This is a genomic window from Aeromonas sp. R6-2 (genome assembly GCF_040908155.1).
Classification (GTDB): Bacteria; Pseudomonadota; Gammaproteobacteria; order Enterobacterales; family Aeromonadaceae; genus Aeromonas; species Aeromonas schubertii.
On the sequence record NZ_JBFODE010000072.1, the window covers coordinates 16,621 to 29,401 of the forward strand.

Here is a 12,781-nt window from a genome sequence, read left to right on the forward strand (position 1 = left end):
GCGAGCATGGCCCATTGATTGGAGATCACGGGGCATTCCATCCCCCTATCTTGTGATTGAAGGTGACCCTCTCTCCACGATGCTCAAACACAAGGCGCACACCGAACTCGCTGTCGGCGTTGAAGGCCGCACTCTCCCGATAGAAGCGCCCCGCCGTCAGAAACTGTCCCATCAATACCCCGCTTACCGGCAATGCCCCATCCAGACTGCTGTGGCGACGGGTGATGGTGCTCCCCTCAAGGCAATAGCGCACCTGCTCCCTGGCAAAATAGACCCGGCTGCCGGGTGAGAGACCATCCAGCCGCTGGGTACTGGCATAGTGCACCGTCTGGGCTCCGGAAACCGGAGTGAGCACCGCCGTGACCTGTGCCACGCAGCGACCATAGGCACAGCCGCTCAAGAGTGAGCCGACCTCGCCATCTGGCAGGGGGAAGACGATCAGCCGATCGCCGTTTCGAACGGCACTGGCATCCGGCACCAGAGGAGCCGCTGCCGACGCAGGGGTTGCCATCACCAGCTCGAGTTGTGAGCTCCCGGAGACGGCCAGATTGAGATCCAGATAACGGCTGGAGGCACTCATGGGCCAGAAGCGTAGACAGGGGCCCGAGTCCACCCAATCCCCCTCCATCGTCTCGATACGCTCCGAGCCGGGCACCGCATCGCGCAGCTCGCGATTGAGCCGCTCCATGACGAAGCGGGCATCGCTCATCAACTGCTCACGACTGCTGGCATCCCCGTAAATTTGAGTACCGATGCCGATAAACTGGCTGCTGAAGGTAGCCATGATGCCAAGCAGCAGGATGACAATCACCAGCTCAACCAGGGTAAACCCCCGGTGTCCCAACGCAAAACGGGCCATCAGTAATTCCCCCGATAGAAGGAGAAATCGAGCAGGCTCTCGTCAGGCAACTGCACCTGCAGATCGATGCGCTTGCCCACCGGGCAGGGGGCGGTGCAGCCTTGAAAAGTGCCGTCGCTAAAATCCGCCGCACTCACCCTAATCTTGACCTGATAGTTGCGGTACTCCTCACCATTGGCGCTTCCCGCCATCTGGGTATACCAGTTGGCATCGCGCCACGCGCCTGCGGTGTCGAAGTCATCCACATCGTTATAGGTGTAAGGCGTGGTCTCGCCATCCGGACCATAAACGGTCGAGCAGGCGGGAATGGTGACACCGGTGACCGTCTCGCCGCAGCGATAACGCCCCCCGTTATGATCCGAATTCTGATCAAAGGATTTTTGCAAGATCTCGCCGGCGATCCGCTGGGCCAGCTGAGCGGCCCGCACCTGCTGCACCGGATCCACCGCACGTGGCGCCTGATTGATAAGCAGCCCCAGAATACCGGTGAGGGCCACCGCCAGCAGTACGATGCCGACAATCAGCTCAATCAGGGTAAAGCCTCGGCTAGGGGATTTCATGGATATACCCCTCGGACTCGATGCGCAGGCCGACTGTCTCACTACCATCGCTCACCCTCACTTCGCAGCCGCCATTGCAGGCAGCAAGGGGGCGCCCCATACGATCGAAGCGCACCACAAAACTGCGACTGCCCCCCAGTGTGATGCGGATATCGGAAGAGGGGGTCACGAGGCGACCACGGGTGCGCAGGTTATCGCTCCAGCCGCTGATGGCGCCGGGGGCCGGGCAGGTGATGCCGGTCATGGCCTGCGTCAGATGGGCAAAGCCGGCGACGTCCACCACCAGCTGGGTACAGCGAACGCTGGACTCGTTCATATTGGCGTTCTGGACCAAGCGCAGCCGGGTCACGAGCTCATCGCGCAGGGTTTGAGTTTCAACGCCGCCTTTGCCCAGCCACTTGGGCACGGCAAAGGCGGCCAGAATCCCGAGTAGCAGGATCACCAGCACCAGTTCGATCAGGGTAAAACCCCTGGTTGTGGGAACGGAACCATTCATACAGGGCATAGTAAAAGCGAGGCCGAAGCCTCGCTCGTCACAACAATTAGCAGCCACTAAGTGTGGTTACAGCAGCTGAGGTATCGCTTGCTTCCTTGTAATTAACGGTACATTTGGAGCTACTGGTAGAAAACACATAGTTACCAGAAGCGCTGGAAACTTTACCGGTCCAAGAGCCATCGATCGTTACTGCATTTTTGATCCCGGTATCAGTCGCCTTTGGATAACCATAAGCGGTATCAATCGATGTACCATCAGAGCCAGTCACCGCAGCACTACTAACGCGCTCTTCGCCTTCCAATGCTGATTTGCTATAAACCAGTTGTGCAGAACTGCTAACAGCCGCCTGCACACCTTGAGCGGCAGACTTCTTGGCATCATCCTGCAGATTCAGAAACTTGGGCGCGGCGGTGACCGCCAGAATACCCAGAATAATGATCACTATGACCAGTTCGATCAGGGTGAAACCCGACTGCTTTTTCATCACAACATCCTCTTAGTTGATATTGGTCGTCACCTGGCCCGAGGCCGGACGATAGCTAAAACTCATAAACGCATCGGTGCGTCCCTGAGGGTCCTGATACTGGCCATCGCTCCCCTTGGAGAGGCTGTTGACCAGATAGTAGCGACAGACAGAGTCAACACCGTTGCTCTGGGCGGTCGCGTAATACTTGAGGTCGTTGCCGCTGCCGCGCACCTCGGCGAAGGCATCGCTCGCCTTGGGCGGATTTTGCAGCAGGCCGTTCCAGATCTTGAGACAGCGGGCCGCGGTCAGGTTACCCGGGTCCACATCCACAGTGCCGCTCCCGGCGGTATCCATGGGGTAACCGGGGGAGAGTACGCCGTCGCTCACCTGCTGCTCGGTCGGGGTGGTGAGGTAGAAACGGCTGCCGTCGTAGACGACCGTATTTTGGCCATTTTGCTTGTTACGCCCCTCGGCCTCCCACTGGGCCCGTACCAGTAACACGCCGGTGGCAAAGCCCCCCGACACCCCTTCGACGCTCGCCTTCTTCGCCTCTTCGGTCACATCGAGAAAGCGTGGCAAGGCCGTGGCGGCCAGGATCCCCAGGATCACGATGACGATGACCAGCTCTATCAGGGAAAAACCCGCGCTCCGTCTACCCATATCTCCTCCGACACACTCTCTATTATTTCATGAATTCAAAAAAATCACAGGCATCAATCAGTTACCTTTGAGCCCCATCACTCTCGACACGTTCCAGCGCCCCATCCTGCCAGCCATAGCGCCAGCCTGCCCCGGAGAGGGAGAACTCACACCCCTCCCCCTGCTGGCGCAAGGTGAGCGCCTCACCGTCCAGCGCCCTGATACCCGTCATGGCCAACCAGAGTGCGCGGCAAGGATCCCCCTCCTCCCCGGCCCCCCTGGGCCACCCCTGCACCGAGAAGTGCCAGCGCCGCCCCTCGGCCCATAACAAGGGGGGGCGCCGCTCCATCAGCCAGAGACCGTGCAGACGCTGGCTGCGCTCCCCAAATTGAGCGACCAGCTCGCCCAGGGCCGCCTCCAGGGTGGCGCGCCTGTGACTCTGGTAGGCACTCGCCAGCAGCCCCACCAGGGTGAACAGCAGGAGCAGGCTCACCGCCAGACGAAGCCCCCCCAGCCAGCGCCACTGCTCCTGCTGCTCGCGGCTCATCATTCCTCCTACTGACCACGCACCACGCGCATCATGTCCCACATGGGGGTAAAGATACCCAGCGCCAGGATAAGCACCATGACGGCGACGATGCCGATCAGGATCGGCTCGATGCGGGCGGTCAGGCTCTTGAGGTCATAGTCCACCTCCCGCTCGTAATACTGCGCCACCTCCTGCATCAGATCATCCACCTGACCCGTCTCCTCCCCGACCGCCACCATCTGCAGCACCAGGGGGGTGAAGAGGTGACTCTGGGTGGCGGTGCGCAGCAGGCTCTCGCCACGCTCGATGCCGCTTCGCATGTCGCGGATCCGGTGGGCCATCCAGGCGTTGTCCACCGCCTCGGCCACCAGGGTCAGGGCCGTGTTGAGGGGAACACCGGCGCGCAGCATCATGGCAAAGCTGCGGGAGAAGCGCGCCAGCAGGGAGCGCTCTATGATGTCCCCGACGATGGGCAGGCGCAGTTGCCAGCGGTGCCAGGTGAGTTTTCCTCCCGGCGTACCGGTCCACCAGCGCCAACCCAGCACGCAGCCGATCAGAGCCACCAGCAGCAACCACCAGTAGTGGACGAAGAAGTGGGAGGTGGCGAGCAGGATCCGGGTGGCGAGCGGCAGCTCCACCCCGAATTTGGCAAACATGCCGGCGAAGGTGGGAATGACGAAGATATTGAGGATCACCATGGCCACGCCGATGGCGATCAGCACGAAGCTGGGGTAGCGCATGGCGGTCTTGATCCGCTTGCGGGTCTCCAGCTCCAGCTCGAAGTAGTTGGCCAACTGCAGGAAGGCCTCCTCCAGCTGCCCCGTGTTCTCCCCCACGTGGATGATGGCGATAAAGAGAGAACTAAAGACCCTGGGATGGGCCTGCATGGCGGTGGAGAGCGGCTTGCCGTTGCCAAGCTCCTCGCCGAGGTTCATCAGGGCACGCTTGAGCGGCTTGCTGTGGGTGCTCTCGGCCAGGCCGGCCATGGCGCGCAATATCGGGATACCGGCCCGGGTCAGGGCATACATCTGGCGGGTGAAGATGACCAGCTCCTCGAGACGCACGCCCCGCTCGAGCAACAGCGACCAGTCGATGGCCGCCGCACTCTTCTTGCCGGGCCGGATCTCGGTGGGCAGAATGCCCCGGCGCATCAGGGCCTCGGCGGCCGCCATCTCGCTCGCCGCCTCCAGCTCGCCGCGCGCCTCTCGTCCCTGGTTGTCACGTCCCCGATAGATGAAGTGAGCCATGACTTACCCCAGATCCTCGGCCAGACGCAGCACCTCGTCGACCGAGGTAACGCCGGTGCGGGCATAGTCCAGGGCCACCAGGGCCAGGGGACGATAGAGCGGCTGCTCCCGGGCGGCCCGGGCGAAACCTTCGGCATCGTCCCGACGCAGGGCATCCATCATGGGCTGATCCAGCTCGAGCAGCTCATAGACCCCGATCCGCCCCCGGTAGCCGGTGAAGTTGCAACTCTGGCAACCCCGTCCGGCGTGGTAGACATGCTCGCCGGGACGCTCGCCACTCAAGGTGGCGAGCCAGGTGGCCTGGGCCTGATCCGGCTCGGCCGGCTGGCGACAGTGCTCGCACAGACGGCGCACCAGGCGCTGGGCCACCACGGCGCGCAGGGCGCTGGCCACCAGATAGCCCGGCGCCCCCATGTCGATGAGGCGCAGGGCGCTGGTGACCGCATCGTTGGTGTGCAGGGTGGTGAGCACCAGGTGGCCCGTGATGGCGCCGCGCAGGCCTATCTCCACCGTCTCGTTGTCACGCATCTCCCCCACCAGCAGGATGTCAGGGTCCTGACGCAGGGTCGAACGCAGCACGGTGGAGAAGGTGAGACCTATCTTGGTATTGACCTGCACCTGGTTGATGCGGGGAATACGGTACTCCACCGGGTCTTCTACCGTGATGATCTTGTGGCTCGGCTGGTTGATCTCCGAGAGCGCCCCGTAGAGGGTGGTGGTCTTGCCACTCCCGGTGGGACCGGTGACCAGGATCATGCCATGGGGGCGTTTGAGCTGGCGCCGGAAGCGCACCAGGATCTCCGGCGGCATGCCGGTATCTTCGAGGGAGAGCAGGCCGCCGGACTGATCCAGCAGACGCATCACCACCGACTCCCCGTGTTGTACCGGCATGGTGGAGATACGCACATCCACGTCGTGACCGCGCACCTTCATGTTGAAGCGGCCATCCTGGGGCAGCCGCTTCTCCGAGATATCGAGGCCGGCCACCAGCTTGAGGCGCAGCACCAGCGCCTGGGCGATCCGTACTTCATTGAGCACGTTCTCGTGCAGCACGCCGTCGATCCGCTGGCGAATGCGCAACACCTTCTCATCCGGCTCGATATGGATGTCCGAGGCCCCCACCTGAACGGCATCCTCAAACAGGGAGCGCAGCAGCTTGGCCACCGTCGCCTCCCCTTCGCCACTCCCCTCCAGGTTATTGCCACCCAGCTCGAAGTCCGCCTCCTGATACTCCTCGCGCAGCTGCTCGGCGAAGCTCTCTATCTCGCGGGTACGGCGATAGAGGCGATCAAAATAGTCGAGCAGTTGCCCCTCCCGGGCCACCGCCAGGGCCATCTGACGCGGTGCCAGCAGGGCCGCGACCGCATCGAGGGCGCTGAGATCTGCCGGATCCGACATGGCCACCGTCACCACGTCGTCACTGCGATTGACCGCCAGGGCCCGATAACGACGAGCCTGCACCTCGGGCAGCAGCTGCACCGCCGCCACGTCTATGGTGAGGGTGTTGAGATCGAAGAAGGGCACCTCCAGCTGGCGGGCGAGAAACTGCAGCAACTGCACCTCGCTGATGAAGCCGAGCTCGATCAGGGTCGCCCCCAGTTTGCGGCCGGTCTGGCGCTGCTGCTGCAGGGCCAGCTGCAGTTGATCGTCCGAGACGATCTGCTCTTGCACCAGCAGGTCGCCGAGCCGCATCTTGAGTCTGGGTTGTGCCATGGTTACTCCTTCATCATGGGGTCAGGGCGGCGATGCGCTGCCCCAGCCACTGGCTCGAGGCATCGCCGAGCCCGCCGTGCAGCTGGGCGCTGCGATAGGCATCGAGGGCACGGGCCCCGTTGCCCAGCCGCTCCTCGGCCACCCCCAGCCCCAGCCACCAGCGTCCCTCGTCGGGCTTGCTGCGCAGCAGTTGCAGATAGAGATCCCGGGCCTCGCCGGTGTGGCCCAGCTCCTGGGCCACACCGGCCCAGGTGGCGTAGTAGTCGAGGTTGCCAGGCAGCGGTGGACGCGCTCCGGCGAGCCAATTGAGGGCCTGGGACTGTTGCCCGGTGGCCAGTGCCAGTCGGGCCAGCAAGAGGCGAAAATCGGGCTCGGTCGGATGACGACGCACCCCCTCCTCGAGCAGGCGATTGGCCTCCTCGAGGCGCCCCTGGCCATAGAGCAGGGCCGCCAGTTGCTTGCGTGGCGCCACCTGCTGCGGCTGTAGCTCCAGCAGATCCACATATTGCCGCTCCGCCTCGGCCATATCCCCCCTGGCCAGGGCGCTGCTCGCCTTCTTGTCGGCCAGCGCCGCCAGCTCGGCGGGGGAGAGAGAGACCCTGTCGATGCGTAGCTGATTCTTGGGGGGAGCCTTGGGGGCCGGATCCGCCGCCCCGGCCTGGAGGGCCTCCTCCTCCTGGCGCTCGGGCTGCAAGGCGGCATCGACGCGGGCGTAAAAGGCCTCGGGATCCTCGCCGGGGGGCACCACCAGCTCTTCCTCGTGAGAGAGCGCGCGATCCGGGACCGGCAAGGCCACCTCGGTATCGGGTTCGGCGACCTGGGTCGGGGTGAGCGGCGGCCGGGGGGTATCCATGCCTGTGCCATCAGGATGAGGGGGCGAAACGGTCGCGATCTGGGTCCGCTCTGCCGGCTCACCGGCAGCGGGATGCACAACGACGCTGTCGACCTCGGGCGAGGCCTGGTGACGGGCCGCCTCGGCCTGCCAGTAGAGCCATCCCCGCCACCCCACCAGCAGCAGGCCTGCCAGGCAGGTGAGGGTCACCAGGGCCAGCAGCCAGAGGGGCGTGCGGGCCACTGGCATATAGCGGGCGCCCTCTCCTTCCCGATGACGGCGCGCCTCGAGATCGTTAAGCATCTGGTTGATGACGCTCATCGGCTCGCCCCCCAGACCAGCAGGGCCAGCAGCCCTATGCCCAGCCCCCACCAGAGCGGCGCACGCCGCCCCCTCGCATCGGCGGTATCACGTACCGCCTCGCGCACCAGAGGGCGCCCCACCTCACGCACCCCCTTGCCATAGGCCAACATCAGGCTCTTGTGGGCCAGGATATTGAGCAGCCGGGGGATACCCCGGGCGGAGCGCCACAGTAGCCGGTTGGCGGCGGCACTGAAGAGGGGGGCACCGCGATAACCGGAGACCTGCAGCCTGTGCTCGAGATAGGCGCGCGCCTCGTCACGGCGCAGGGGGCGCAAGGCATAGGAGAAACCGATGCGCTGGCGCAGCTGGCGCAGGTGCGCCTGGCCCAGCCGGCTGTCGAGCTCGGGCTGGCCAAACAGCACCACCTGAAGCAGCTTGCTCGACTCCGTCTCCAGGTTACCAAACAGGCGGATCGCCTCCAGGGCCGCATCGGGCAGGGCCTGCGCCTCGTCGATCAGCACCACCACCCGAAACCCCTGCTGGTGCAGGGCGATGAGGTGACGGTGCAGGCGATCGGTGAGATCCAGCTCCCACCCCTCCTGGCGCGCCATGCCAAGTTCATGGGCCAGGGCCGCGCGCAGCTCGTCCGGGGTCAGGTGCGGGTTGGGCAACCAGGCGCAGCGCACCGGTCGGGACTCGGAGCCGAGCTCACCGAGCAGCTTGCGGCAGAGCAGGGTCTTGCCGGTGCCCACCTCGCCGGTCACCTTGATGAAACCCTCCCCCTGCTCCAGCGCCCAGCGCAACACCTCGAGCGCCTCCTCATGGGGAGGCAGCCCGTAGTAGAAGCCGGTGTTGGGAGTGAGCCCGAAGGGGGGCTCACTCAGGCCGAAGTGCTCCAGGTACATGGCTTAAGGTCCGGCCGGATACCACTTGTCGAGCAGCTCGCTGGAGCGCTGCAGCTCCTGTTGCCAGGTGTTGCTCTCGACGATGGTGGGTTTGAGCATGATCACCAGCTCCACCTTCTGGGTCTTCTCGTTGCGGTTGGTAAAGGCCTCACCCACCCATGGGATATCCCCCAGCAGGGGCACCTTGCTCACCACCTCTTTCTTGTCGGTCTTCATCAGGCCGCCGATGACGATGATGTCGCCGTTATTGGCCTGCACCACGGTATCGGACTCGCGGATCGAGCTCTTGGCCAGGGGGAGTACCAGCTCATCGGAAGAACCCACCTTGATGCTCTTATTCTGCTGCTCGGTATCGATCACCGAGGGGTGGATATGGAGCAGGACCTTGCCCTGATCGTCGATCTGGGGGGTAACGTCCAGGGCAATACCCGAAAAGAAGGGGGTCAATTCGACATTGGGCGTGACGATGGGGTTGGTCCCCGAGGTAGTGACCGTGGTGGAGGCATTGGTCACAAAATACTCGTCCGTCCCCACCTTGATCACCGCCTTCTGGTTATTGGTGGCCGTCACCCTGGGGCTGGAGAGGGTATTCACATCCCCCTGGGTCTTGAGCAGATTGACCGCTACATTGAAGTTGCCGTCGGTGACCGTAAAACCCAGCCCTCCACCAATGGCTTTGAAAATGGCGTTGGAGCTACCGACCAGGCTCTTGCCCAGGGATCCACCGCCTTTAAGCAGGTTATAGGTCTGCTGATCCGCTGGGGTGTTAGGCGCCATCAGGTCTGGCTGGGCCACCTTGGGAATCCCTTTGTTGCCATCCCAGCTTGCCGTCAAACCACTCCAGTCGATCCCCTGCTCATACCCCTCGTTGAGGCCCACCTCGAGGATCCGCGCCTCCAGGATCACCTGCCGCTTGAGGTGCTCTTCCGACTGGTTGAGGAACCCCTTCACCGCCTTGAGCTCGGCCGGATAGGCGCGCACCGTCACCAGCCCCGCCTGGGGGCTGACGATGACAGCCCGCCCGTCACCATTGCCGATCAGGGTCTGCAGGGCCTCGCGCAGGTCGCGCCAGTAGTCGGCCTCGTTGTCGGTCTCGATGCGGGTGCCGTTGCCAGTGGTCTGGTTGCCAGAACCGCTGTTATTGCTACTGGTGCCGCTACTGCTGTTGCTGTTGTTAAAGTCGCTGCTGCCGTCGTTGTTATTGGTGTTGGTCACCCCGCCGGTAGAGACGGTGGTGCGTGACATGCCGCGGCGGGACATCATCAGGTAGTTGACCGGCATGGTCTCGGTACGCAGCCCGGCCGGATAGATGTGATAGACATAGCCCCGACGCTGAATATCGAAGCCATACATGTCGGCCACGGTGGCGAGGGCCTCGGTCAGGGTCACATCCTTGAGCTCCAGGGTGATGAGTCCGCTCACTCCGGGGTGAACCGCCACGCTGTAGCGGGATCCCTTGAACAGAGAGCCGAAGAAGTCGGCGGCCTCTACCTCCTGGGCGGCGATGCGCAGACGCTTCTCCGCGATGGGAGGAGGGGTCAGGTTGGGCGCGGGAAGCGCCAGCAGCTCGCTCTGCACCGCGCTGGGGAGCGTCAAAGGAGGCGTGGATTGACGCTGCGCATCGCGCAGGGCCTCCTTGGCCTCCCTGGGCTCAGGGTGCTGATAGCTGGTGCAGCCGGCCGCAGCCAGCGCGAGAGAGAGAATGGCGTACTGAAATGATCTCATGGGTCGTCTATCCGAAAGCGCCGGGGCCCAGGCCCTAGCGAATCACCTTGTCACCGAAGAGGGCCAGGCTGGTCTTCTCCTGCCCTCGCTCCAGCACCACCCTGTCTCCTGTGATGCTGCTGATGCGCCACCCGGCGACCTGGTCACCCTGGCGATAACTCTTTCCCCCCAGCACGGCCAGCGCCGGGCCATTGCCCAGCACTATGCTCTGCAGCCGGGGCAACCCGGCCGCCGCAACCCGGGCTCCGCCGGCACCACCACCGCTGAGGGGGGTGGTGGGATCCTTGAGAGGGGTGCCAAGGGCCACCACGGCACCCAACACCAGCAGCAGACTAGCCACGAATAAACTCCTTGCTGGCACTGAGGGTATAGAGGGTCAGGGCCACCCTGGCCCTGGGCCACTGCTCGACCCGATAATCAAACTGGCGCCAATAGAAGTGGCGTGGCAGACCCTCCAGGGCCTGCAGATAGCGATAGACGTCGAAGTAGCCCCCCTCCAGCACCAGTTCTATCTGGTGACGATAGAGGTTGGCCTTTTGCTCAGGAGGGAGCAGGGGCTCGGGGGGGCGGCTGGTCATGGAAACCAGCCGCAGGCGCTCGCCATGGGCGAGCAACCCCTGCAGCACCACCGGCATCTCCTCGGCGGCGATCAGATCCACGGTTTGCTCCCGCAGGCTCTGCTGCAAGGCGGTGAGCCGTTCACGGCTCTGATTGATATCCCGGCTCACCTCGGCATCGGGATCCCGCGCCAGACGGGCCTTGCGCCCCTCGATCCCGAGCCGCGCCATCTCGGTGTCCCGGGTCAGGGTCTCGAGCCGCTCACGGCTCTGGGCCTGATGCTCCAGCGCGGGTCCAATCCAGTACTCGCCGAGGGGAAGGAGCAGCAGCACCAGGCCGGTGACGAGCACCATGACCCGCTCCCGGGTCGACAACCTGGCCACCCGCTCGCCCAGTTGTCGCCACTGCTGACTCATGGATGCGGCGTTCATGGGGTCTCCTTGGGGAGCGACCCCAGTTGGAACAAGAGCCGCCCCTTGGGGTCGCGGCTGAGCAGGAACTCGGGGAAGGCCTTGCCCGCCAGACTGCGGGTCTCACCGAAGCGGGCCACCCAGGCGGGCACCTCCTCGCTGCTGCGGGTCTCCCCCCCCAGCGTGATGCGATCCCCCTCGACCCGGATCCGCTCCAGAGCGAGGCCGGAGGCGGAGAGACCGGCGAGCTCGCGCAGCAGCAAGGCATGACTCTGACCCCGCTCCGGGGCGAGGACGCCGAGCTGCTGCAACATCAGCTCCATGCCGCTCACCTGTTCGCGCAGAGCGGTCAGCTCGGCAGAGAGCGCCGCACTGGGCTGACGCCGAGCCAACTCGGCATCGAGCCGCGCCGATTCGGCCCTCAGTTGTCCCAGCTCGCTCTCCAGCGCCAACTGACGGGCATCCAGGGCGCTCTGCTGCCAGCCAAGGTAGGCGGCAACCCCCAGCAGCAGGAGCAGCACACCTCCCCAGGCCAGCATCATCTGCGACAGGGAGGCCCACTGGCGGCGCGGGCGAAACTCGGGGCCATAGAGATTGATCCGGTTCTTCATGCCCCCGCTCCCCTGGCCACCGCATAGGCGGGCAGATAGTCGATGCCATTGAGAATGGCCTTGTTGGCCATGGCCGAGACGGCAAAGCCGAAACTCTGCTCCAGATGGCCGACCAGCGCCCCGAGCCCGGGAGAGGTGAGGGCCAGTTGCAGGGTGGCACACTCGGGCAGCTTGAGTTGCCCCTGCAGATAGTCGAGAGAGCGCTGGATCTCGAGGGCGAGGGAGTCGAGCTCGAGCGGCTCAAGGGGGGCGCTCGCCAGCCCCTTGAAGCCACGCAGCACCCGGGAGAAACAGAGGCCTCCCCGATGGAAGACCAGCAGCTGCAACTCCTGCCCTGCGGGCTGCCACAGCAGCAGACGCACGGCGCCATCCTCCTCAAACAGGGCGGTGAGGGAGAGCTCGTCGGTGGTGATACTCTCGAGACGGGCAACCTGATTGACCGCATCGGCCAGCTGCTGCACCCGGCTCTTGGCCACGGCGATCACATTGATGCGAGGGCGTCCGGCCGGCGGAGTGGGCAAGTCCACATAGTCGAGAGAGAGCTGCATCACAGGCTCGGTGACGAAATCCTTGATGGCCCAGGGCAGGGCACCGGCCAGCTCCCCATCGGGGACGGCCGGCTTGTCGATCTGTACCTGTTGGTAGTGCTCGCTACAGAGCACCAGATGAACCTTTCTCTGGCCCGGCGCATGCTGGGCGAGCAGGGCGGGAATGGCGCTGGACCACTCCTGGGGCCCGGCGCAGGGGAGTGACGCGAACAGGGGGGCCGGCTCGGCACAGGCCAGCCAGAGTCGGTCTCGTCCCAATAACAGTCCGACCGGGTCGGACTGCGACCTACTTTTGAACCATCGGCGCATCAATCCACTCTGCGATCTTGTCGACAAAACGGCTTAAACTGTATCACACAAAGGTGGCTTCATTTAAGTAA

General features: G+C 64.2%; 15 protein-coding genes. All 15 read right to left on the reverse strand.

All coding sequences use genetic code 11. The features are described 5' to 3' along the window. Positions 1-25: 25 nt before the first annotated feature. Positions 26-859, reverse strand: coding sequence for a PilW family protein (locus tag AB5Y48_RS19105; protein ID WP_368165487.1), 834 nt, complete (start codon positions 857-859; stop codon positions 26-28). Beyond that, positions 859-1,419, reverse strand: coding sequence for a prepilin-type N-terminal cleavage/methylation domain-containing protein (locus tag AB5Y48_RS19110; protein ID WP_060587345.1), 561 nt, complete (start codon positions 1,417-1,419; stop codon positions 859-861). The genes AB5Y48_RS19105 and AB5Y48_RS19110 overlap by 1 nt, the downstream gene beginning before the upstream one ends. Continuing rightward, the gene (locus AB5Y48_RS19115; protein ID WP_368165488.1) at positions 1,406-1,915 is read right to left on the reverse strand and encodes a prepilin-type N-terminal cleavage/methylation domain-containing protein; all 510 of its coding nucleotides are present in this window, start codon (positions 1,913-1,915) and stop codon (positions 1,406-1,408) included. Before AB5Y48_RS19115 ends, AB5Y48_RS19110 begins: the two co-directional genes overlap by 14 nt. 46 nt (positions 1,916-1,961) lie before the next feature. Continuing rightward, positions 1,962-2,399, reverse strand: a complete 438-nt coding sequence (locus AB5Y48_RS19120) for a prepilin-type N-terminal cleavage/methylation domain-containing protein (RefSeq protein ID WP_368165489.1) — start codon at positions 2,397-2,399, stop codon at positions 1,962-1,964. Positions 2,400-2,411: 12 nt separating this feature from the next. Beyond that, on the reverse strand, positions 2,412-3,041 hold the full coding sequence (locus tag AB5Y48_RS19125; protein WP_224161093.1) for a type II secretion system protein: 630 nt from the start codon (positions 3,039-3,041) through the stop codon (positions 2,412-2,414). Positions 3,042-3,102: 61 nt separating this feature from the next. After that, on the reverse strand, positions 3,103-3,567 hold the full coding sequence (locus tag AB5Y48_RS19130) for a hypothetical protein (RefSeq protein WP_058628265.1): 465 nt from the start codon (positions 3,565-3,567) through the stop codon (positions 3,103-3,105). 8 nt (positions 3,568-3,575) lie between these two features. Continuing rightward, entirely contained in the window at positions 3,576-4,796 is a 1,221-nt protein-coding gene (locus AB5Y48_RS19135) for a type II secretion system F family protein (RefSeq protein ID WP_368165490.1), read from the reverse strand. A gap of 3 nt (positions 4,797-4,799) precedes the next feature. Then, positions 4,800-6,509, reverse strand: coding sequence for an MSHA fimbrial ATPase MshE (gene mshE / locus AB5Y48_RS19140; protein WP_050665462.1), 1,710 nt, complete (start codon positions 6,507-6,509; stop codon positions 4,800-4,802). A 13-nt stretch (positions 6,510-6,522) separates the two neighbouring features. Beyond that, complete coding sequence (locus AB5Y48_RS19145; RefSeq protein ID WP_224163013.1) at positions 6,523-7,662, reverse strand: tetratricopeptide repeat protein; 1,140 nt, start codon at positions 7,660-7,662, stop codon at positions 6,523-6,525. Further along, positions 7,659-8,549: an ExeA family protein gene (locus tag AB5Y48_RS19150; protein WP_050665460.1), complete on the reverse strand. Its 891-nt coding sequence runs from the start codon at positions 8,547-8,549 to the stop codon at positions 7,659-7,661. The genes AB5Y48_RS19145 and AB5Y48_RS19150 overlap by 4 nt, the downstream gene beginning before the upstream one ends. 3 nt (positions 8,550-8,552) lie before the next feature. Next, positions 8,553-10,274, reverse strand: a complete 1,722-nt coding sequence (gene mshL / locus AB5Y48_RS19155; protein ID WP_368165491.1) for a pilus (MSHA type) biogenesis protein MshL — start codon at positions 10,272-10,274, stop codon at positions 8,553-8,555. A 34-nt stretch (positions 10,275-10,308) separates the two neighbouring features. Next, entirely contained in the window at positions 10,309-10,614 is a 306-nt protein-coding gene (locus tag AB5Y48_RS19160) for an MSHA biogenesis protein MshK (RefSeq protein WP_368165492.1), read from the reverse strand. Then, entirely contained in the window at positions 10,607-11,263 is a 657-nt protein-coding gene (locus AB5Y48_RS19165) for an MSHA biogenesis protein MshJ (RefSeq protein WP_368165493.1), read from the reverse strand. The genes AB5Y48_RS19160 and AB5Y48_RS19165 overlap by 8 nt, the downstream gene beginning before the upstream one ends. Continuing rightward, positions 11,260-11,853 (reverse strand): MSHA biogenesis protein MshI, encoded by a 594-nt coding sequence (locus AB5Y48_RS19170; protein ID WP_368165494.1) that lies wholly within the window; start codon positions 11,851-11,853, stop codon positions 11,260-11,262. The genes AB5Y48_RS19165 and AB5Y48_RS19170 overlap by 4 nt, the downstream gene beginning before the upstream one ends. Then, positions 11,850-12,710 carry a hypothetical protein gene (locus AB5Y48_RS19175; RefSeq protein ID WP_060587355.1) on the reverse strand — a complete coding sequence of 287 codons (861 nt, stop codon included), beginning with the start codon at positions 12,708-12,710 and terminating at the stop codon, positions 11,850-11,852. The genes AB5Y48_RS19170 and AB5Y48_RS19175 overlap by 4 nt, the downstream gene beginning before the upstream one ends. Positions 12,711-12,781 lie beyond the last annotated feature (71 nt).